Below are 20,458 nucleotides of genomic sequence, written 5' to 3'. Positions count from 1 at the left end.
CGGCGGCAAGGCCCCCGCGTGATGGCGTCAAATCAGGAAAGATGCTGGCGCCCATGCCGGGCACCCTGCCTTTGCGTCAGCTGGCCGGGCCGTGATCTCCGCCTGTTTCCCACCTCCCCGATCAGGGCCATATTTTTTGAACCGGCGGGGAGAAATAATCAGCGGCGCCGAAAGCTGTCAACCGCAGCATATCGACCTGTCGATGTTTTACTTGGGCGCGACCTTATGGCGCGAAGGTTTCGGAAAGACGCGGATCGCAAGCGGCGCGATCGAGAAACCCGTAAATGAACATATCCAGGCGGATATCGATCTCTTCAGGTAAAATGATCTCCGCCGGATGGCCCATGGCCGATCGGAAACCGCGGGCGCCGACCGCCACGTCGTAGAAAACCGCCGCCGCCCGGGCGCAGTCGAGCGGCGATATCATCCGCTCGGCGACAAGCTCGGTGAAGATTTCCGCGATGGCGGTGAACAGGATGGTCTTGCCGGATGCCATCGCCGTGCCGACCATCTCGGGGCAACGGGTGCTTTCCGTCGTCACCGCGCGCTGAATGGCGATGACGTCCGGCCGCAGCGAATGATCGAGAAGTTGCTGGGCCATGTGGGCGAGGACATCGCGCAACGCCCTGCCCTTGACCGGAATATCGAAGGAAAAGGTCGGGCCGCGCGTGCACAGGGTGTCACAGGCGGCGGTGAACAGGGCGGTCTTGTCGCCGATCAGTTCGTAGATGGTCCGCTTGGTGACGCCGGCGACCTTGCCGACCGCCTCCAGCGTCGTCTCGGTGAAGCCTTCCGTGAAAAACAGGTGGAAGGCCGCCTCGACGATGCGGGTCCGGCGCGCGGCGACATCGGCTTCGGACAGCGGCGGGCGGCCCCTCGGGCGGGGTGGGGCGTCCGGCGCGATGTCAGGGGCGGTGCGGGCCATCGGCAGGGGCTTTCGCACCGGCCACGGCGGGTTGCAACCGCTCAGGCGGCGCGGTGGGTATCGGCCGCGATCGGCCAGCGGAAGCCCGACCGGGCGGCGACCGCGATATCGTCGGGCGTGTCGCAATCGAGCGCGAGGCCCGGCCGCTCGACCCGTTCGGCCCGGCCGTCGGCGGCGGCGAGATGGCGGCGCAGGCTGCCTGGCCCGAAGCGGAACGGCAGAGTGCGGCCGGCGGTAAGCGCGATGGCGTTGGTGCCGGCACCGTGCCGGTCGGGCGCGATGGCGCAGCCATGGCGCACGCCAGCGTCGATCAGCGCCTCGAGATCGGCGGGGGCGAGCAGCGGCAGATCGGCGTGGAGGATCAGGATGTCGGCCGGTGCCAGCAGCACGCAGGCGGCGGCCAGTTCGGGGTTCAGCCCGCGTCCCCCGTCGCACAGCCAGCCGAGCGAGGGCCGCGTCGGCGCGCCCGGCGACAAAACATGCACGCCGCCGATCCGGCCGACCCGCGCGACGGTATCCACGACATGATCGAACAGCGCCTCGCTCAATGCGTGGCGCGCGGCGGGCGAGAAATGTGGCGCCAGCCGCTGCTTGCGATCGCCGGCGCGCTTGAGCGGGATGACGACCTGCCAGCTCATGCCAGGCTGTCGGCCAGCGCGAGCGCGGCGCGGGCGACGCGCGCCTTGTCGGCGGCGCTCACCATCATCGTGTCGGTTTCGGCGAAGGCGATCGACAGCGGCGCGCCGGCGTCGGGCCGGTCGATCAGCAGGCCATCGATGATGCCGTCATAATGGGCTGCGATGCTGGCATGGCTGGCGGCGATGGCCAGTTCGGCCATCAGCTTGGACGTCGGCCCCTTCACCGCCTTGCCATCGACCAGCGGGGAGACGGCGACGATCGGGGCCTTGGCCGCGCGCAGCGCCTTGGCGAAGCCCGGCACGGCGAGGATCGGATCGACGCTGAGGAAGGGGTTGGAGGGCGCGATCAGGATAGCGCGCAGCGACGGATCGGCCAGCGCGGCCAGCGCCGCCGGGGCCGGGCGCGCGGCGGCTGCCCCCTCGAAGCGGATGGCGTGGACGGCGGGGGCGCAGCGCCGCTCGACGAAATAGCGTTGGAAGGCGAGCGGCCCCTCGTCGGTATCGACGAAGGTCGACACGATGTGGTCGCTCATCGGCACGATCGCCGATCGCACGCCGAGCGCCCTAGCGAGGCGCGCGGTGATCGCGCTGAGGCTTTCGCCGCGCTTGAGCGCCCCGGTGCGGATGGTGTGGAGCGCGAGATCGCGGTCACCGAGCAGGAACCAGTCCTCGCCGCCCAGCTCGCGCAGGGTGGCCATGAACGCCCAGCTTTCGTCCTCGCGGCCCCAGCCGTTGGCGACGCTCGCCTTGCCCGAGAGGGTGTAGGCCAATGTGTCGATATCGGGCGAGATCGCGAGGCCGAGGTGGACGAAATCGTCGCCGGTGTTGACGATCGAAGTCAGGTCGGCGGGGTCCAGCACCGCCTCCAGCCCGAGCGCCAGCTTGGCGCCGCCCACGCCGCCGGTCAGCAGCACGACCTTGCTCATCGGAACAGATCCTCTGCGAGCGCGCGGACCAGCGCGGCGGCCGGGCGGGCGGGTGCGGACCAGCTATAGCCCCGGACGACGGCGGCGGGGATGCCCTCGCCGCCCTCGCCCATCACGAGGCCGGCGGCGGTGGCGATCATGTCGCCCACCGCGATCTGCGTCACCTCCAGCGGGCGTCCGTCGCGATCGGGCAGACCACGCCGGTCGAGCAAGGCCGGCAGGCCGCTCGCCCCGATCGCGACATTGACCACACCGTAGCGCCACGGCCGGCCGAAACTGTCGGACACGACGATCGCGATCGGGCAGCCATAATGATCCGACAGGCGCGCGCCCAGCGCCTCGGCGGAGACGTCGGCGTCCTCCGGCAGCAGCAGCGCGAGATCGGCGCCGTCGGGGCCGATGTTCGACCGGTCGATACCGGCATTGGCCATGACATGGCCGGTGCGGTGGCGGGTGATGAGGACGTGCGGCACGGCGCGCAGCACATCGGTGGATTCGCGCAGCACCAGTTCGATCAGCGGCGGATGCTTGCGGGTGATCGCCGCCAGCTCGATCGCGCGCGCGCCCGGCAGGATCGTGGCGAGATCGACCGCACGGCCCTCCGCCTTGGAGACGATTTTCTGCGTCACGACGAGGACGTCGCCGGCGGCGGGCACGATGCCTTCGGCGTCGAGCGCGGCGATCATCAGCGCGGCGAGGTCATCGCCGGGCCCGACTTCGCCGATCTGCGTGAGGGGAAGTATCTGCATCACATGGTACGCCCCGGCCCTGACGGTCGTCTCCAGTATCGACCGTCAGCGCCGGCGCGGCAACCGCTCAGGCGGCGTAACCGAGCATCGACTTGACCTCGAGATATTCGTGGAAGCCGAACTCGCCCCATTCGCGGCCGTTGCCCGATCGTTTGTAGCCGCCGAAGGGCGCGTGGAAATCGAAGCCGCCGTTCATGCTGACCCAGCCGGTCCGCATCCGCCGCGCGACTGAATGGACCAGTTCGGTATCGAGCCCGTTCACATAGCCGGCGAGGCCGAAATTGCTGTCGTTGGCGATGGCGATGGCGTGATCGACATCGTCGTAGCCGATGATGACCAAGACCGGCCCGAAAATCTCCTCCCGCCCGATCACCGTATCGTTGGTGGTGACGAACACGGTCGGCTTCACGAACCAGCCCTTGTCGATCCCGTCGGGCCGGCCGAGCCCACCCGCCACGAGTTGCGCGCCTTCGTCGAGGCCCTTCCGGATATAGTCCTGGATGATGTTGTACTGCGCCTTGGAGACGACCGGGCCCATCGCGACATTGCCCTTGGGATCGCCCACCGTGACCCCGTCGGCGGCGGCGCGGGCGGCGGCGATGGCCTCCTCCATGCGCGCGGCGGGCACCAGCAGGCGCGAACCGGCGCTGCACGTCTGGCCCGAATTGCCCATCATCCCGGCGGTCGCGCCCGAGACATTCTCGGCCAGCGCGGCATCGTCGAGCACGATGACGGCGCTCTTGCCGCCCAGTTCCAGCCCGACCCGCTTGACCGTATCGGCCGCGTCCTTGGAAATCTGGACGCCGACGCCTTCGGAGCCGGTGAAGGACACCATGTCGACGTCCTGATGGGTCGACAGCGCCGTGCCGATCACGCTGCCGGAACCCTGCACCATGTTGAACACGCCGGCCGGCACGCCCGCCGTGTGGAGGATCTCGGCGAGGATCTGGGCCGAGAAGGGGGCCAGTTGCGGCGGCTTCAGGATCATCGTGCAGCCGGCGGCGAGCGCCGGGAAGATCTTCACGCAGGTCTGGTTCATCGGCCAGTTCCACGGCGTGATGAGCGCGCACACGCCGATCGGCTCGCGGCGGATCAGGGTGGGGCCGCGCACCTCCTCGAACGGAAAGTCCTTCAGCACCTCGATCGCGGTCTGGAGATGGCCGGCGCCGAGCCCGACGTGGAAGCCGTGGGCGAGCGAGGCCGGGGCGCCCATCTCCTCGATGATGGCATCGGCGATCTCGCTCTGGCGGCGGGCATATTCGGCCTGGATCGCCTGGAGGATGTCGAGCCGTTCCTCGCGGCTGGTGATCGACCAGCCGGCGAAGGCGCGCCGCGCGGCGGTCACGGCCAGATCGACATCGGCGGCCGAGCCCAGTGAAATCTGCCCGGCGACCGCCTCGGTGGCGGGGTTGATGACATCGGCCGATCTGGGCGTGATGGGATCGACCCAGGCGCCGTCGATGTAGAATTTGAGATACTCGCGCATAGTCTCTCCCGGGACCGCATAAGGTACGGCCCGGGCGCTCGCACGATCGGGCCGTGTTGGATCGAGCCTATGGCACGGATCATGGAGGGGGTCTGCGCGGCCACGCGCTTCATCGCCCGGGCGAAAAGTAGGGCCCGGCTCTTGCGATGCGCGGCGGGAGGGCAGAGCAATCGTGGTGCATCCGCGCGGGTGGCGGCGTCGCTTAATCAACGACAGTGTTGATTGTAAGTTCAGCGAGCGGCATGCTGACCCGAAAAGCGGATGAGGAATCAGGCGAATGCAGACGATCGTGACATGCGGCCCCAGCCAGACCCCGGATGACATCGACATTCCGGCGCTGCGCGCGCGCTATCGGCAGGAGCGCGACAAGCGGCTGCGCCCCGAGGGCGGCGATCAATATGCCAAGGCGGCCGATGGGCTGAAGGAATTCGCCGAGGTCGATCCGCACACCCCGCCGCAGGCGCGCGAGCCGATCGCGCCGGAGATCGACGTGGCCATCATCGGCGGCGGCTTTTCCGGGCTGATGGCGGGCGTCCGCCTCAAGCAGCAGGGCGTCACCGATTTCCGCATCATCGACGCCGCCGGCGATTTCGGCGGCGTGTGGTATTGGAACCGCTATCCCGGCATCCAGTGCGACAACGAATCCTACTGCTATTTCCCGCTGCTCGAAGAGGTCGGCTACGTCCCCAAGTCGCGCTTTTCGGACGGCACCGAAATTCAGGAGCATTGCCGCCGGATCGGCACGCATTTCGATCTCTACGGCAATACCCTGTTCGGCACGTCGGTCAGTTCGATGCAGTGGGACGACGGGCTCCAGCGCTGGCGGATCGGCACCAACCATGGCGACGACGTCCGCGCCCGCTTCGTCATCATGTGCGTGGGCAGCACCAACAAGCCGAAGCTGCCCGGCATCCCCGGCATCACCGATTTCAAGGGCCACAGCTTCCACAGCGCGCGGTGGGACTATGATTATACCGGCGGCAGCTGGGAGGATCCCACGCTCGACAAGCTCGCCGACAAAAGGGTGGCGGTGATCGGCACTGGCGCCAGCGCGATCCAGATCGTGCCGTTCGTGGGCAAATATGCCAAGAAACTGCTCGTCTTCCAGCGCACGCCCTCGTCGGTCGACCGGCGCGGCAACGTGCCGACCGATCCCGATTGGGCGGCCAATCTGGGGCCGGGCTGGCAGCAGGAGCGGCAGCGCAACTTCCACCAGTGGAGCTTCGAATTCCTGCCGCCCGGCAAGGTGGCGGAGGATGCGATCTGCGACTTCTGGACCGAGATCAATCGCAACATGGCGACCCGGCTGGAAGCGATCGGCGAGGAATTGCCGCTCGAGCAGATCCTGGCGATGCGCGAGGAGGAGGATTATCGCGTGATGGAGCGGTTGCGCCGCCGCATCGCCAGCATCGTCACCGATCCGGCGACGGCGGAATCGCTCAAGCCTTATTACCGGATGGGCTGCAAGCGACCCTGCTCGAACGACACCTATCTCGAGACGTTCAATCTGCCGAACGTAAAGCTGATCGATGTGTCCGACTGCCAGGGTGTCGAGCGGATCACCGAGAAGGGCATCGTCGCCAACGGCGTCGAATATGAGGTCGATTGCATCATCTACGCCAGCGGCTTCGAGGTGACGACCAAGCTCGACCGGCGGCTGGGGATCGAGCCCTATGCCGGGCGCGACGGCCTGTCGCTGTACGATCATTGGCGTGACGGGCTGAAAACCTTCCACGGCATGACCAGCCACGGCTTCCCCAACCATTTCTACACCGGCTTCACCCAGGCGGGCGCCGGCGGCAACATCACCGCGATGTACGACCAGCAGGTCAGCCATATCGCCTGGATCGTGAAGGAGGCGCTGGCGCGGGGCGCCGCCGTGATCGAGCCGACGCGCGAGGCGCAGGAGGGCTGGGTCCGCACCATCCACGAGACGGCGGTCGATATCAGCGATTTCCTGCTGGAATGTACCCCCGGCTATTGGAACGGCGAAGGCGGCGGCGCAGGGGCCGACGAAGAGCGGCGCAAGAAACTGAAGTTCATCTTCGGCGAGCCCTATGGCCCCGGCTTCTACGCCTTCGACACGCTGCTTCAGGAATGGCGCGACGAGGGCAGCATGGCCGGCCTCGAACTCACGCCGCCGGTGGCGGCCAACGACGCGGCCGAGCCGGAAAGCGTGGCCTGAGTGAAAATAATGCATCAAACATCAAAGACCATGGCATCGACTCGGCGCGGAATGATACAGGCCGGGTCAAATCGTTCCGTCGCGGCGATGAGCGGACCCAGGAGAATCTCATGAACAAGCCCTTCAGTCTCGAGGTCGGTGCCCCGGTCGCCTCCGAGGAGGATCTCGCCAAGCCGCTGACCTACCCGACCGAGGCCTTCCTCTCGAAGGACTATGCCGAGGCCGAGAAGAAGCTGCTGTGGCCGAAGGTCTGGCAGATGGCGTGCCGGCTGGAGGAAATCCCCGAGGTCGGCAATTTCATCACCTATGAGATCGGCGACGATTCGATCATCGTCGTCCGCAGCGCGCCCGACGAGATCAAGGCGTTCCACAACGTCTGCCCGCATCGCGGCCGGCGCCTGATCGATACGCCATGCGAGCAGAATGGCGCGTGCGGTACGAAGCGGCGCTTCGTCTGCGGCTTCCACGGCTGGGCCTTCGATCTGGAGGGCAAGAACGTCTACATCCTCGATCCGCAGGACTGGAAGGGCGCGCTGACCGAGGGGCGCACCGGCCTGTCCGAAGTGCAGGTCGATCATTGGGGCGGCTGGGTGTTCATCAACATGGACCCCAATTGCGTGCCGCTGCGCGAGTTTCTCGAGCCCGCCGCCAGCATCCTCGATGCCTTCCAGTTCGAGAAGATGCGCTACAAATGGCGCCAGTGGGTCATCTATCCGGCCAATTGGAAGACGGCGCTGGAGGCGTTCATGGAGCCGTACCACGTCTCCGGCACGCACTCGCAACTGCTGAAATACGGGCAATTCTACGCCTACAGCAAATCCTATGGCCTGCACGGCGTCAGCGGTTTCGACGAGCGCGACGCCAGCATGAAGATGAGCCAGAGCAGCACCGTCACCCGCGCCGGGCTGGGCGGCGATCCGCGCGTGTCGACCTACGAACTGGCGCGCGAGAATTACACGACCGTCAATTACGCCGCCTCGACCGAGACGCTCGTCAACGCCGCCAGCCGGCTGGTGGACGAATTGCCCGAGGGCACGTCACCTGGCGACGTGGTCAAGCATTGGCTGGCTTCGGCCAAGGCGGACGACGCCAAGCGCGGCGTGATCTGGCCCGAGATCAGCGCGGAGAACATGGCCGAGGCGGGCCTCGCCTGGCATGTGTTCCCCAATATGTCGCTGTTGCAGGGTGCCACCTTCGCGCTGTGCTACCGCGCGCGGCCCTATGGCGACGATCCCGACAAATGCATTTTCGAGAGCTATGCGATCGAGCGTTTCCCCGAAGGCGAGGTGCCCAGGACCGAATGGGTCCATGCCGAGGCGACCGCCGAGAAATGGGGATCGGTGCTGGCGCAGGACTTCGCCAATATGGAATGGGTGCAGAAGGGCATGAAGTCGCGCGGCTTCCGCGGCACCCTGCCCAATCCGCATCAGGAACAGAAGATCACCAACTTCCACCGCAACCTGGCGCAATATATGGGCATGGGCGGGCCGCGCCTGCTCGACTGAGCGGCCGCTCTATCGGGGGATGGTGCGCGTCAGGGGCCGCCCGGTGGCCGGTCCCCGGCGACATCATTCCTGCTCGCCGCACAATTGGCGCGACAGCCATGTGGCGGACCGCAGCAATTCCTGCTGCACGGCCTCCAGCCCGGCGCGGCGGACGGCGCTGGTGAGGCCCGCCACGACGAGCGCATGGCTCAGCCGGCCGCGCACCTTCCACACCGGCGCGGCGACGACGGTGACGCCGGTGATATAGGCGCCCTCGTCCACCGCGAAGCCCTGCGCGCGGGTTTCGCGCACCTGCGTCAGCCATGTCTCGAAGCTCGGGCCGTCATCCCAGCGCAGGGTGCGGAATTTGGCCTCCAGCTCGGCTTCCGAATGATCGCCGAAGGCGGCGATGCAACGGCCGGTAGCGCTGATGAGCGCCGGGAAGCGGCTGCCGACCTGCGCGCTCAGCTGGAAATTATTCCCCGCCTGCGAGGTGGCGACGATGATCATATGATCGATGCCGACGATGTGGACGCCGATCACCGTGGCATCGACCTGCCGGCTGATCCGGTTGAGGATCGGCTGGGCCAGTTCGTTGAAGCGATCGCGGCGCAGCCAGTGGCGCGCGAGCGTCAGCACCCCGGCCTGAAGCGCATAGCGTTTGGTATCGGGATCGAACGCCACGAATTCCTCGGCGACGAGGGCGCGCAGCACATAGAGGCAGGTGCTGGGCACCAGCCCCAGTTCTCGCGCGATCGCCTGGAGGCCGAGCGGCTGCTCGCTCTTGCCGAGCAGCCGCAGCACCGCCGCCGCGCGCGATATGGCGGGCGCCTTGCTGACCTCTACCGCCTTGGCAAGCTCCTGATCCGGCCGGGGAACATAGTGTAGCGGATCGCTCATTCATCGCCTCCCCGATATGACGCAGCGTTCAATATACAGAACTGCATTCTATATTTACAACAAAATTAGCCCATGTCAGCGATCGATCGACACGGCGGGGGCCGTCGGGAAGTCATTCCCGGCCGGCGCATCCCGACAGGACAGTGGGATCGATGGCACAGCTTACCGACTATACGGCTTATGCCGATGCACAAGGCCATGCGACGTCCGCGGCGCTATGGGATTTGTTCGACGGCGACCGCGAAGACCTGAACATCGCCCATGAATGTATCGTCCGCCATGCCGACGGGTCGGGCCGGGCGGCGGTGCGGATCGCCCATGCCGACGGCCGCGACGAGATATTGAGCTTCGACGAGATCGCCACCGGTGCCGCCCGCTTCGCGCACTGGCTCGATGCGGAGGGCATCCAGCCGGGCGAGCGCATCGCCTTCATGCTGGAGCCGTCGCTGCCCTTCTACGTCTGCCTGTTCGGGGCGATGCAGACGGGCGCGATCTCGGTGCCGTTGTTCACCCTGTTCGGGCCGGATGCGCTGAAGCTGCGGATCGACGATTGCAAGCCGACGATCCTCATCACCAATTCCGAAAAGGCCGACCTGGCGCGCGGCGCCCCCGGCCCGCGCGTGATCGTGGCGGACGACGGGCTGCTCGACGACATCGCCCGCTTCCCCTCGACCTATACGCCCAAAACCAAGGCGAACGACCTCGCCGTGTTCCAATATACGTCGGGCACGACCCGTGAATTGCCCGAGGCGGTCAAGCATAGCCACCGCGCGCTCGTGACGCTGATGTTCGCCGCGCTTTACGGCACGGGCATCCGCCCCGGCGACCAGTTCTTCTGCCCCTCTTCGCCCGCCTGGGGCCATGGCCTGTGGCACGGTACGCTCGCGCCGCTGGGGCTGGGCGTTACGACCGGCACTTTCGCGGGACGCTTCGATCCGGTGCGGCTGATGAAGGCGCTGGACGACTATCGCGTCACCAACATGTCGGCGGCGGCGACGCATTACCGGATGATGAAGAACAGCGGGAAAGTGGCGGATTACGCCTTTCACTTCCGCAAGCTCTCCTACACCGGCGAGCCGATCGACCCGGCCACGCTCGACTGGATCGACCTGCATTTCAAGGTGCCGGTCTGCTCGATGTACGGCACGACCGAAATCGGCGTAGTGCTGGTGAATTATCCTGGCGCCGAGGATTTCACCGTGAAACCCGGCTCGCTCGGCAAGGCGGTGCCGGGGCAGAAGCTGGAGGTGCAGCGCCCCGACGGCAGCGTCTGCGACGCCGGCGAGATCGGCGAGCTGATGCTGTGGCGCGGCGGCGGCTGGCTCTCCACCAAGGACCGGGCCAGGACCGACGCGGACGGCTATTTCTACCACTGCGGCCGCGCCGACGACGTCATCATCTCCGCCGGCTGGACGATGAGCGCGGTCGAGATCGAGAACAGCATGCTCAAGCATGACGCGGTGCTGGAATGCGGCGTGATCGGCGTGCCCGACGAGAAGCGCGGCCAGGTCGTGAAGGCCTTCGTCGTTTCGGATCGTGAGGGCAGCGACGCGCTCATCAAGGAATTGCAGGACTTCACCCGCCAGAAACTGGCGCAGCACGAATTCCCGCGCATCGTCGAGTTCGTCAGCGAACTTCCCAAGACCCCGGCCGGCAAGGTGCATCGCAAGATGCTGCGCGATCGCGAGGCCGCCAAGGCGGCCGAAGCGGCGGCGGCCTGACGGCCCGGCCCCCGACCCATCCCGACATCCGACCATCAGGAGAAGACCATGGCCACATTGGCAGAAGACAAGCCCACCAACCGCTTCCCCAAGATCACCGAGGAGGGCCTGGAGGATCTGCGCCAGCGCATCGGCGTGAAGATCACCAACACCGTCGAGCCGTGGAATTACGAGGCGAGCCGCGACGCGATCCGCCATTACGCCCACGGCATCGGCGACGATAATCCCCTGTGGAACGACCCGGAATATGCCGCGACCACGAAGTACGGCACGCTCGTCGCGCTGCCGAGCTTCCTGTTCACCACCAGCCGCATCATCTCGGGCTATTGCGGCGGCCTGTCGGGCGTCCACGCCATGTGGGCGGGCGCCGACTGGACGTGGCACAAGCCGGTGCTGCGCGGCGACACGATCCGCACCGAGGCCTATCTGAAGGATCTGATCGAGCATCAGACCCGCTTCGCCGGCCGCTCGTTCCAGCAGATCTACCATGTCGATTTCTTCAACCAGCATGGCGACAAGGTCTGCGAGGCCGAGAGCTGGGTGTTCCGCACCGATCGCGACGAGGCGCGCGAGCGTGGCACCAAATATACCGAGGCACGCGGCCGGGTGGAGCCCTTCACCGACGAGCAGCTCGCCGAAATGTACAAATTGTACGAGAAGGAAGAGATCCGTGGCGCCACCCCGCGCTACTGGGAGGATGTGCAGGAGGGCGACCAGCTGCCGCGCATGATGAAGGGGCCGATGACGGTCACGGGCTTCATCTGCTACGCGCAGGGCTGGGGCGGCCTCTACATCCGCGCCAACAAGCTGGCGTGGAAGATGCAGCAGAAGCACCCCGGCACCGGCATCAAGAACCGCTTCAACGTGCCGGACTGCCCCGAGCGGGTGCATTGGGACGAGGCGTTCGCGCTCGAGGTGGGGGCGCCCGGCGCCTATGATTACGGCCCCGAGCGGTGCAGCTGGCTGACCCATCAGGTCACCAACTGGATCGGCGACGACGGCTTCCTGCACAAGTCCAAGTGCCAGATCCGCCGCCACAATCCCGATGGCGACGTGATCTTCATCGACGGCGAAGTGGTCCGCAAGTTCGAGGAGAATGGCAAGAAATATGTCGAGATCAGCCAGCGGGCGGAAACGCATCGCGGCGAGGTTTCGGCCTTCGGCACCTCGATCGCCGAACTGCCGAGCCGCGGCTGAGCCCATCCACAGGGGCTGAAACGATCCCGGCCGTGCCTTTCGGGGCGCGGCCGGGATTTCGCGTTATGACGCGGGGGCGATCAATCGCGCGGGCACCGGCCGGAGCCGGGTCACGGCATTGAGGGCCGACAGGAGAGGCAATAGACCATGGCCGTGGCTGTGAGCGAGACATCGGCGCCCGAATGGGCCGGCCCGCTACAGGGCGTGCGCGTGCTGGATTTCACGCGCGTCCTGGCCGGTCCGTCCGCCGCGCTGGCGCTGGCCGATCTGGGGGCCGAGGTCATCAAGGTCGAGCCGCCGGGTTCGGGCGACGAGACGCGCGACTTCCCCCCGCTGCGCAATGGCGAGAGCCATTATTTCCTGAGCGTCAATCGCGGCAAGAAGAGCATCGTCATCGATCTCAAGAGCGAGGCCGGCGTGGCGCTGGCGCGCGATCTGGCGGCGCACAGCGACATCCTCGTCGAAAATTACCGGCCGGGCGTGATGGACCGGCTGGGTCTGGGGTATGAGGCGCTGTCGGCGATCAACCCGCGCCTGATCTATTGCGCGATATCGGGTTACGGCATGACCGGGCCGCTGCGCGATCGGCCCAGCTTCGATATCGTGTTGCAGGCCATGTCGGGCGCGCTCAGCGTCAATGGCGAACAGGGCCAGCGCCCGACCAAGCTCGGCATTCCGATGGGCGATCTGGTGGGCGGCATCAACGGCCCGATCGGCATCCTCGCCGCGCTCTACGAACGCAGCGTCACCGAGCGCGGGCGGCTGATCGACGTGGCGCTGATGGACGGGCTGATCGGCCTGCTCGCCTATCTGCCGCAGCTTGCTTTCTTCACCGGGGAAGACCCTGTGCCGCAGGGCGCGCAGCACCCCAATCTGGTGCCCTACGGCATCTTCCCGGCGAGCGACGGATCGGTCGTGGTCGGCTGCCTCACCAACAGCTTCTGGAGCCGCATCTGCCGCGCGCTGGGGCTGGACGACTGGATCGACGATCCGCGCTTCGCCTCGATCGAGAAACGGCGCGATGCCCGCGCGATCGTCAACGCGCGCATCTGCGAATGCACCGAGCAAAGGACGGTGGACGAGCTGGTCGCGCTGTTCACCGACTATCAGGTGCCGCACGCCCCGATCCTGGGCGTGCGCGACGCGCTGGCGCAGCCGCAGGCGGTGGCGCGCGAACTGGTGGTCGAGACCGAGCACCGGACGCTGGGGCCTATCCCGATCGTCAATCGCCCGATCAAATTCCCCGAGAACCGCCAGCCGGTGCCGACCGCGCCGCCGGTGCTGGGGCAGCATACCGACGAGATATTGCGCGGCATCCTCGGCCTCGACACGGGGCGGATCGCGGGGCTGCGCGGCGACGGCATCGTCGCCTGACCGACAGAAGGAGCAGGGGATGACGGAGATGCGTTTCGACGGCCGGGTCGCCGTCATCACCGGCGGCGGGCGCGGCCTCGGCCGGGCCTATGCGCTGCTGCTGGCGGCACGCGGCGCCAGGATCGTCGTCAACGACATCGGCGCCAGCATGACGGGCGACGGCGCCGACGCCAGCCCCGCCGAGGCGGTGGTGCAGGAAATTCGCGCGGCCGGGGGTGAGGCGATCGCCTGCACCGATTCGGTCGCCACGGTCGAGGGCGCGCAGGCCATCATCCGGGCGGCGACCGACAGCTTCGGGCGGATCGACATCCTGATCCACAGCGCCGGCAACGTCCGCCGCGCGCCGCTTGCCGAAATGTCTTACGCCGATTTCGAGCTGGTGCTGGGCGTCCACCTGCGTGGCGCCTTCCATGTCGTGCGCGAGGCGTTTCCGCTGATGTGCGCGCAGGGCTATGGCCGGATCGTGCTGACCTCGTCGATCAACGGCCTCTACGGCAAGGCCAACAACGTCAATTACGCCATCTCGAAATCGGGCATGCTCGGCCTGTCGCAGACCGCCGCGATAGAGGGCGCCGCGAGCGGGGTGAAGAGCAACATCATCGTGCCCGCCGCCGTGACGCGCATGTCCGAAGGGGTCGATACCAGCGCCTTCCCGCCGATGGACCCGGACATGGTGGCCCCCGCCGTCGCCTGGCTGGCGCATGAGGATTGCTCGGTCTCCGGCGAGATGCTGGCGGCGATGGGCGGCCGGGTCGCGCGCGCCTTCCTGGCCGAGAGCAAGGGCGTGTTCCACCGCGACTGGACGATCGAGCAGGTCGCCGCCGATATCGATGCGATCCGCGGCACCGAAGACCCCCTGATCTTCACCCCGCTACCCGACGGGCAGCTCGATCATCTGCTCTACGGCTTCGCCATGGCGCGCGAACACGGTGGCTGAGGCGGGTCAGGCCGCCTTGCGTGACAGCAGGGCGGTGCGCAGGCAGCGGCAGACGACTTCGCCGCGCTGGTTGATGAGTTCGTGGGTGAAGGTGACCAATCCGGCGTTGGGCCGCGACTTGGACTCGCGCAATTCGCTGATCTCGCTGGTGGCGCGCATCGTATCGCCGATGAACACCGGCTTCGGCATGACGAGCTTGTCGTAGTTGAGGTTGGCGACGAGCGTGCCGAGCGTCGTGTCGCTGATGGTGAGGCCGATCATCAGCGCGAAGGTGAAGGTGCCGTTGACGAGGATCTGGCCGAATTCGCTCGCCTTGGCCGCCTCTACATCGATGTGCAGCGGCTGCGGATTGTGCGTCATCACCGAGAAGAGGAGATTGTCCGTCTCGGTCACCGTGCGGCGGATCTCATGCTCGATCCGGTCGCCGACCTGCCATTCGTCGAAATGCCGCCCCGCCATGTCCGGTCCTCCCCGCTTGGTCTGTCGCGCTCGTCTCTATCGCCGGGCGGGCGAGGGGCAAGGGGTGCGGCCGGGCATCACACCGGCGATGCCGCCACCGCTTCGCCATCCTGCGCCCGTGTGAGCGCGCGGATGCGGGCGCGCAGCAATTGCTTGAGCGAGCGGGCCAGCGGCGAGGGCGAGCGGCGCTCGAGCGAATAGAGGGATACGCCGACATGGCGCGGCTCGCGATGGGGCAGCTGGCACAGCGATCCGTCCGCCAGTTCCGGCAGCGCGGCGTAGGAGGAGGAGAACCAGATCGCGTCCGAGGCGGCGGTGATCGCGGCAAGCGAGCCGAAATCCTCGATCACGTTGGGCGCGCACTCCATCCGCTCGCCGATCTCGCGCGGCAGCGGCACGCCGGTCCAGCTCGATCGCAGCACCGGGAAGGTCGCGCCGGGGCAGTCGCCGTGCAGCAGCGGATGGCCGGCGCGCACGATGGCGCTCAGTGGAAACAGGCCGAGCCGCTCGACGCGCGGCGTGGGCGTATCGAAGGCGAAACCCTCGTTGCAGACGAAGAATTCGATCTCGCCGGTCAATAGCAGCGCCCACAGGGCGTCACCGTCGCGCACCACCACTTCGTTGACCGCCTCGGGCGCGACGCGCAGCCGTTCGGCGACGACGGCGGGCAGCAGGGCGCGGGCGGGCATCGGCGCCATGCCGAAGCGCACCCGCCCCGCATCGGCGCTGGCGTTGAGCGTCAGTTCGCGCTCGCAATCCTCGGCATCGGCCAGCAGGATCGCGGCGCGCGCCACCGCGCGGGCGCCCTGTGGGGTCAGCGCCACGCCCGATCGGTCGCGATCGAACAGGGTCATGCCGAGCTGCCGCTCCAGCGCCTGGATCGACCGGCTGAGCGCCGACTGCGACAGGCCCAGATCCTCCGCCGCCCGCGCGAAGTTCAGCCGTTCGGCGAGGGTGACGAGGTGGGTGAGGCTGCGCAGATGGAGCATGATGCGTTCGACTCATCAAAAACCGCTTCGATATGCATTGGACGGTCGAAGGCCCCTCTGCAACCTTGGGCCATCGGCTCCCAGCGGGGAGTCGGCGGCCATCGCGCCGACCGCCCGACGAGGCGGCGGGGCGCTGGCGGAGTGGATGCAATCTTTCTGCCCGCCGATCGCCGCGTGCGCGATCCGCCGGCAGCACAGGAGGCGATTATGGCGACCGGTTTCGTCCTCGACCCGACCGCGCGACGCGCGGACGACATTACCAGCCCCGGCCCCGACGCGGGCTCGCTGATCGGTAAGCGCGTGGGCTTCCGCGTCGATCGCATGTGGCGCGCGTGGGACTGGATCAGCGAGCTTTGGGCGGAGAAATTCCGCGAGGCCGGCGCCGAAGTCTCCTTCTGGCGCTCCGCCGGCCGCTCGGGCGACGAGGGCGAGCGGTGCGAACGCGAATATAAGGCGTTTCTGGAATCGATCGACGTGGCCGTCGTCGGCCTCGCCAATTGCGGCTCCTGCACCGGCTGGACGGTGCGCGACGCGATCACGGCGGCCAACACCGGCCTGCCGACGACCGCCATTGCCACCGCCAATTTCGAGACCTTCGCGCATGAGATCGCGGCGCGCGGCGGCCGTTCGGGCCTGCGCGTCCACGTCCTGCCCTATCCGCTCAACGAGCAGTTGAAGGAAGATGTGCTGCCGATCGGCGAGGCGCATTTCCTGCCCGTCCTCCAGACGATGGGCGCGAGCCTGACCGCGCGGGAGCAGGCGGCATGACGATCGAGCTGATCCGCCCCGGCCGCAACCGCATCGCGCCCGCCCCCAAGCCGCTCGTCAGCCGCGATTGCGGGCCGGAGGGCTGCGAGGTCGACTGGCTCGCCAGCCGCCGGGTCGAGGCGGAGCTGGATGTCGAGGCCTTCACCCGCTTCTCGCTGGAAATGGGCTGGGGCGACGGCCTGCCGCTGATCCCGCCGACCGACGCGCGGGTCCGCACCTTCCTGTCGGAGAATGATCGCTATCCCGACGAGGTGATCGGGATGATGCCCGGCAACGTCGAATGCACGGTCGAGAAGATCGTCATCAACGCGGTGATGGCGGGCGCGCCGGCGGAATCGCTGGAACTGCTGATCGCGATGATCTCGTCGATCGCCGATCCCGATTTCGAGCTGTACGGCGTCAACGCCACGACCGCGTCGGTCTATCCGGCCTTCGTGGTGAACGGGCCGATCCGGCAGGCGCTGGATATCCCTTACAGCTATGGCTGCCTGGGTGGCGTGCCGGGTGTGTCTGCGCCGATCGGCCGGGCGATCCGGCTCATCATGCGCAACGTCGCGGGGCAGGTCGCGGGGGTGACCTCGCAGACGACGTTCGGCTCGCCGGGGCGTGTCGCCGGCATCGTCACCGGCGAATGGGAGGAGAAATCCCCCTGGGCGCCGCTCGGCGAACGGCGCGGGGTCAGCGGCAATGCCGTCACCTCGTTCGGCACGATGGGCACGATGAACGTGCTCGACACGACATCGCACAGCGCCAGCGATTTCCTCGAGATGATCGGCAAATCCTATGCTTATGCCGGCTGCAACAATTTCTCGGGCGCGGTGCCGTTCGGCGAGGCGCTGATCGCGATCAACCCGATCTGCGCGGAGATCGTCGCGCGCGAGATGCCGAATATCGAGGATGTGCAGGAGACGTTGTGGAAGTTCGCCAGCGTCGATGCGAACGACCTGAACGCGCAGCATCGCGACCAGCTGGCCGGGCAGGGCCGGGTGCGCGCCGACGGCCGCATCTATGCCGCGCCCGAGCCGAAGGACATTCTGGTGTTCGTGGCGGGTGGGCTCGGCGGGCTCCATGCCGCCGGTTTCCACACCTTCGGCACGTCGCTGGCGCAGACCAAGCCGGTCGCAGAAATCGTCCCGGCGGAACATAGCATCGCCGCCGAGTAGCGCCGCGACAGAGGCGCGATCGTCGGGTTACAGCAGACCCTCTCCCGGCAAACCGGGGGAGGGTTTTTGCGTCAGAGACGGCCGCCAAGCCGCCCGATCCCGAACCGAGAGAGGACCAGCCCCATGCGCGTCAAAGGTGTCCGCAAGCCCGCCGATTATCCGTCCGAATATGGCGGCCCGACCGATCCGGCGATCGTCGATATGTTTGCCACGCTCTTCCCCGGCGTCGCCGATCCGCGGATCGACGAGGGGCATCTGGGGCTCGCGGTCGCGGCCTATAATCCCAGGCTCGCGCTGCAACTGGCCGCGCTCAGCAAATTCCTCGCGGTGGATGCCGGCTGGAGCAAGCGCGCCGATTTGCGCGAGCTGGCGATCCAGACCGCCAACATCAATTTCCGATCGGATTATTCGTTCGAGACGCGCCGCCCGATCGCGAAGGCCATGGGCATCAGCGACGAACAGCTGGATCTGCTGGCCGAATGGCAGACATCCGACCTGTTCGATGCCGAACAGAAACTGGTGATCGAATATAGCGAGGCGGTGGCGAGCGGCGACGTCTCCGCCGCGCTCTTCGCCACGGTTGTCGACACCTATGGCGAGCGGGGCGCGATCGAATTCACCAGCGTCGTCGCCATCTGGTCGGCCTGGGCGATGATCCTGAACGCGGTGCGGCCCGAAGGCGAGCCCGCCGCCTGACGCGGCGGGCCGCCCGGCCCGATCAACCCGGCCCGATCAATAGGCCGCCCAGGTCGAATATTCCTGATAGTTCGGCGCCTGCGTCGCGTTCACATCCGCATCGACCGGCACCTGGATCAGCGCCGGCTTTCCGCTTGCGAAGGCGCGCTGGATGGCCGGGCCGATATCCTCGTCACGCTCGACGAATTCGCCATAGGCGCCGAAGCCCTTGGCGATGATGTCGAAGCGCACTTCCTTGCTCCAATGCGCCTCGGTCTCGGGCGATTGCTCGCCCATCGCGCGGCGGTAGACGCCCACCTCCAGCCCCCAGGCATAATCCGAACTGATGACGACGATGACCGGCAGTTTCTTGCGGACGGCGGTCTCGAGTTCGGAGATGTGGAACATGATCGAACTGTCACCGGTGAGCAGCATCACCGGCCGGTCGCGCGCGGCGAGCTTGGCGCCGATCGCATAGGGCAGGCCGGTGCCGAGATGGCCGAGATTCTGGTTCCACATCACGTCGTGCGGCGTCGCCTGCGAATAGGTCCAGCCGAAGATCGTGATCGATCCGCCGTCGCGCACCATGATTCCGTCGGCGGGCAGTGCCTTCGTCGCCTCGACCACCAGCCGCGCGGTGTGGACCGGCACCATGCCGCGCGGCGCGCTGTCGGCGAGATCGGCCTTGAACGCCGCCTGCGCCGCGATCCATTCCGCCAGTTTCGGCGACGGGCCGCGCGGCGCATCCTTCAGCGCGGCCACCAGTTGCGGCACGATGTCGCGCAGGTCGCCGAGCAGCGGCACATGGATCTTGCGGTTGACGCCGAACGACAGCGGATCGCGCTCGATGTGGATCCACTTGCGTTTCGCGTCGCCCGCCGCCCAATGCCGGTTGAGCCCGAAATGCAGCGGCTCGCCCAATTCGGTGCCGATCGCGATGACGAGATCGGATTGCTCGACGGCCTCGATCGCCACCGGCGAGAAACCGTAGGAGAAGGTGCGGTCCTCATACCCTTCGATGAAGGCGGTGCCGCCCGATGTCTGGATGATCGGGCAGCCCATCGCCCCCGCCAGTTCGCCGACCTGGGCATGGGCGCGGGCGGTGAAGATGCCGTGGCCGGCCAGGATGATCGGGCTTTTCGCCGCGCCGATCAGCGCCATCGCCTCGGCCAAGGCCGGCGCGCTCGCGGCCTGATGGATCAGGCGATATTCGCCGGGCGGCTGGATGGGCCCCCAGTCGGGCGTCTCGTGCAGCACATGCATCGGGATTTCGACATAGACCGGGCCGGGCTTGCCCGACTGGCAGACGCGCAGCGCCTCGCGGATAACTTCGTCGGCCTGATGGGCATATTCGATCACGCCGACATATTTCATCGCCGCCTCGAAATATTTAGGCTGGCTGATGTACTGGATACGGCCGCGCTTCACTCGATGCTCCGCCTCGCGCCCGCGGTTGCCCGCCAGGAAGATCGTCGGCGAATTTTCCTTGGCGGCCACGATCGCGGCGGCGGCCAGGTTGGCGACGCCCGGCCCCATCGTGCCGAAGCAGACGCCGGGCTTGCCGGTCATCCGCGACCAGGCATCGGCCATGAAAGCCCCCGACTGTTCGTGGTGCGGGGCGATCACCTCCCAACCGGCGGTTTCGGCGGCGACGGCCATGTGCACGAAGCCCGGATCGGGGATGCCGAACAGCGTCTTGATACCCTCGGCTTCCAGCAATCGCAGGATACGCTCGTACACCGGAACGGCCACCGTCGATTCTCCCCAGATGGTCTGTCGCGGATCACTCCCCGGCCCGCGATCTTGCTGCCACACCATAGATTTGGGGTGAGTGGAAAGCCCGGAAATCCTTGGGTTTCGGATACCCGATCAGGATGTGATC

Annotated in this window: 18 protein-coding genes; 9 read left to right on the top strand and 9 right to left on the bottom strand. The window is 67.1% G+C overall.

Annotation, left to right across the window (positions count from 1 at the left end; translation table 11 throughout):
• Positions 1 to 223: 223 nt before the first annotated feature.
• From PQ455_RS18160 to PQ455_RS18140, 5 genes are all read right to left on the bottom strand, one after another.
• Entirely contained in the window at positions 224 to 925 is a 702-nt protein-coding gene (locus PQ455_RS18160) for a TetR/AcrR family transcriptional regulator (protein ID WP_273687777.1), read from the bottom strand.
• Between the two features lie 41 nt (positions 926 to 966).
• Complete coding sequence (cofC, locus tag PQ455_RS18155; protein WP_273687775.1) at positions 967 to 1,563, bottom strand: 2-phospho-L-lactate guanylyltransferase; 597 nt, start codon at positions 1,561 to 1,563, stop codon at positions 967 to 969.
• Positions 1,560 to 2,489, bottom strand: coding sequence for a 2-phospho-L-lactate transferase (gene cofD / locus PQ455_RS18150; RefSeq protein ID WP_273687772.1), 930 nt, complete (start codon positions 2,487 to 2,489; stop codon positions 1,560 to 1,562). Before cofD ends, cofC begins: the two co-directional genes overlap by 4 nt.
• Entirely contained in the window at positions 2,486 to 3,238 is a 753-nt protein-coding gene (cofE, locus tag PQ455_RS18145) for a coenzyme F420-0:L-glutamate ligase (protein WP_273687769.1), read from the bottom strand. Before cofE ends, cofD begins: the two co-directional genes overlap by 4 nt.
• A gap of 67 nt (positions 3,239 to 3,305) precedes the next feature.
• Positions 3,306 to 4,724: an aldehyde dehydrogenase family protein gene (locus tag PQ455_RS18140; RefSeq protein ID WP_273687767.1), complete on the bottom strand. Its 1,419-nt coding sequence runs from the start codon at positions 4,722 to 4,724 to the stop codon at positions 3,306 to 3,308.
• Positions 4,725 to 5,001: 277 nt separating this feature from the next.
• Between PQ455_RS18140 and PQ455_RS18135 the strand changes: the two genes are divergently transcribed.
• Both PQ455_RS18135 and PQ455_RS18130 read left to right on the top strand, forming a co-directional pair.
• Positions 5,002 to 6,909, top strand: a complete 1,908-nt coding sequence (locus tag PQ455_RS18135) for a flavin-containing monooxygenase (protein ID WP_273687765.1) — start codon at positions 5,002 to 5,004, stop codon at positions 6,907 to 6,909.
• Positions 6,910 to 7,019: 110 nt separating this feature from the next.
• Positions 7,020 to 8,414 (top strand): aromatic ring-hydroxylating oxygenase subunit alpha, encoded by a 1,395-nt coding sequence (locus PQ455_RS18130; RefSeq protein WP_273687763.1) that lies wholly within the window; start codon positions 7,020 to 7,022, stop codon positions 8,412 to 8,414.
• A 63-nt stretch (positions 8,415 to 8,477) separates the two neighbouring features.
• Here PQ455_RS18130 and PQ455_RS18125 read toward each other — a convergent pair whose 3' ends face one another.
• Complete coding sequence (locus PQ455_RS18125) at positions 8,478 to 9,293, bottom strand: IclR family transcriptional regulator (protein WP_273687761.1); 816 nt, start codon at positions 9,291 to 9,293, stop codon at positions 8,478 to 8,480.
• A 152-nt stretch (positions 9,294 to 9,445) separates the two neighbouring features.
• Between PQ455_RS18125 and PQ455_RS18120 the strand changes: the two genes are divergently transcribed.
• The 4 genes from PQ455_RS18120 (at position 9,446) to PQ455_RS18105 (ending at position 14,522) form a co-directional block, all read left to right on the top strand.
• Positions 9,446 to 11,014, top strand: coding sequence for an acetate--CoA ligase (locus PQ455_RS18120; protein WP_273687759.1), 1,569 nt, complete (start codon positions 9,446 to 9,448; stop codon positions 11,012 to 11,014).
• Positions 11,015 to 11,062: 48 nt separating this feature from the next.
• Positions 11,063 to 12,211, top strand: a complete 1,149-nt coding sequence (locus PQ455_RS18115; RefSeq protein ID WP_273687757.1) for an FAS1-like dehydratase domain-containing protein — start codon at positions 11,063 to 11,065, stop codon at positions 12,209 to 12,211.
• 147 nt (positions 12,212 to 12,358) lie between these two features.
• Positions 12,359 to 13,585, top strand: coding sequence for a CaiB/BaiF CoA transferase family protein (locus tag PQ455_RS18110; protein WP_273687755.1), 1,227 nt, complete (start codon positions 12,359 to 12,361; stop codon positions 13,583 to 13,585).
• A gap of 19 nt (positions 13,586 to 13,604) precedes the next feature.
• On the top strand, positions 13,605 to 14,522 hold the full coding sequence (locus PQ455_RS18105) for an SDR family NAD(P)-dependent oxidoreductase (protein ID WP_273687753.1): 918 nt from the start codon (positions 13,605 to 13,607) through the stop codon (positions 14,520 to 14,522).
• A gap of 6 nt (positions 14,523 to 14,528) precedes the next feature.
• Here PQ455_RS18105 and PQ455_RS18100 read toward each other — a convergent pair whose 3' ends face one another.
• The gene (locus tag PQ455_RS18100; RefSeq protein ID WP_273687751.1) at positions 14,529 to 14,981 is read right to left on the bottom strand and encodes a MaoC family dehydratase; all 453 of its coding nucleotides are present in this window, start codon (positions 14,979 to 14,981) and stop codon (positions 14,529 to 14,531) included.
• 77 nt (positions 14,982 to 15,058) lie between these two features.
• A complete protein-coding gene (locus tag PQ455_RS18095) occupies positions 15,059 to 15,970 on the bottom strand; it encodes a LysR family transcriptional regulator (protein WP_273687750.1) in 912 nt (303 codons plus the stop codon).
• A 207-nt stretch (positions 15,971 to 16,177) separates the two neighbouring features.
• Here PQ455_RS18095 and PQ455_RS18090 point away from each other — a divergent pair, with 207 nt between their 5' ends.
• The 3 genes from PQ455_RS18090 (at position 16,178) to PQ455_RS18080 (ending at position 18,597) form a co-directional block, all read left to right on the top strand.
• On the top strand, positions 16,178 to 16,738 hold the full coding sequence (locus PQ455_RS18090; RefSeq protein ID WP_273687748.1) for a UGSC family (seleno)protein: 561 nt from the start codon (positions 16,178 to 16,180) through the stop codon (positions 16,736 to 16,738).
• Positions 16,735 to 17,901, top strand: coding sequence for a hypothetical protein (locus PQ455_RS18085; protein ID WP_273687747.1), 1,167 nt, complete (start codon positions 16,735 to 16,737; stop codon positions 17,899 to 17,901). Before PQ455_RS18090 ends, PQ455_RS18085 begins: the two co-directional genes overlap by 4 nt.
• Before the next feature lie 123 nt (positions 17,902 to 18,024).
• Positions 18,025 to 18,597: a carboxymuconolactone decarboxylase family protein gene (locus tag PQ455_RS18080; protein WP_273687746.1), complete on the top strand. Its 573-nt coding sequence runs from the start codon at positions 18,025 to 18,027 to the stop codon at positions 18,595 to 18,597.
• 36 nt (positions 18,598 to 18,633) lie between these two features.
• Here PQ455_RS18080 and PQ455_RS18075 read toward each other — a convergent pair whose 3' ends face one another.
• The gene (locus PQ455_RS18075; protein WP_273687744.1) at positions 18,634 to 20,328 is read right to left on the bottom strand and encodes a thiamine pyrophosphate-binding protein; all 1,695 of its coding nucleotides are present in this window, start codon (positions 20,326 to 20,328) and stop codon (positions 18,634 to 18,636) included.
• Between the last annotated feature and the right edge of the window lie 130 nt (positions 20,329 to 20,458).

The sequence above is a fragment of the Sphingomonas naphthae genome, assembly GCF_028607085.1.
GTDB classification, from domain to species: domain Bacteria; phylum Pseudomonadota; class Alphaproteobacteria; order Sphingomonadales; family Sphingomonadaceae; genus Sphingomonas_Q; species Sphingomonas_Q naphthae.
This window is presented reverse-complemented; position numbering and strand designations above follow the sequence as displayed.

Coding starts and splice junctions, on each gene's coding strand:
- PQ455_RS18160 (WP_273687777.1), bottom strand. CDS start 925: ATGGCCCGCACCGCCCCTGACATCGCGCCGGACGCCCCACCCCGCCCG.
- cofC (WP_273687775.1), bottom strand. CDS start 1,563: ATGAGCTGGCAGGTCGTCATCCCGCTCAAGCGCGCCGGCGATCGCAAG.
- cofD (WP_273687772.1), bottom strand. CDS start 2,489: ATGAGCAAGGTCGTGCTGCTGACCGGCGGCGTGGGCGGCGCCAAGCTG.
- cofE (WP_273687769.1), bottom strand. CDS start 3,238: ATGCAGATACTTCCCCTCACGCAGATCGGCGAAGTCGGGCCCGGCGAT.
- PQ455_RS18140 (WP_273687767.1), bottom strand. CDS start 4,724: ATGCGCGAGTATCTCAAATTCTACATCGACGGCGCCTGGGTCGATCCC.
- PQ455_RS18135 (WP_273687765.1), top strand. CDS start 5,002: ATGCAGACGATCGTGACATGCGGCCCCAGCCAGACCCCGGATGACATC.
- PQ455_RS18130 (WP_273687763.1), top strand. CDS start 7,020: ATGAACAAGCCCTTCAGTCTCGAGGTCGGTGCCCCGGTCGCCTCCGAG.
- PQ455_RS18125 (WP_273687761.1), bottom strand. CDS start 9,293: ATGAGCGATCCGCTACACTATGTTCCCCGGCCGGATCAGGAGCTTGCC.
- PQ455_RS18120 (WP_273687759.1), top strand. CDS start 9,446: ATGGCACAGCTTACCGACTATACGGCTTATGCCGATGCACAAGGCCAT.
- PQ455_RS18115 (WP_273687757.1), top strand. CDS start 11,063: ATGGCCACATTGGCAGAAGACAAGCCCACCAACCGCTTCCCCAAGATC.
- PQ455_RS18110 (WP_273687755.1), top strand. CDS start 12,359: ATGGCCGTGGCTGTGAGCGAGACATCGGCGCCCGAATGGGCCGGCCCG.
- PQ455_RS18105 (WP_273687753.1), top strand. CDS start 13,605: ATGACGGAGATGCGTTTCGACGGCCGGGTCGCCGTCATCACCGGCGGC.
- PQ455_RS18100 (WP_273687751.1), bottom strand. CDS start 14,981: ATGGCGGGGCGGCATTTCGACGAATGGCAGGTCGGCGACCGGATCGAG.
- PQ455_RS18095 (WP_273687750.1), bottom strand. CDS start 15,970: ATGCTCCATCTGCGCAGCCTCACCCACCTCGTCACCCTCGCCGAACGG.
- PQ455_RS18090 (WP_273687748.1), top strand. CDS start 16,178: ATGGCGACCGGTTTCGTCCTCGACCCGACCGCGCGACGCGCGGACGAC.
- PQ455_RS18085 (WP_273687747.1), top strand. CDS start 16,735: ATGACGATCGAGCTGATCCGCCCCGGCCGCAACCGCATCGCGCCCGCC.
- PQ455_RS18080 (WP_273687746.1), top strand. CDS start 18,025: ATGCGCGTCAAAGGTGTCCGCAAGCCCGCCGATTATCCGTCCGAATAT.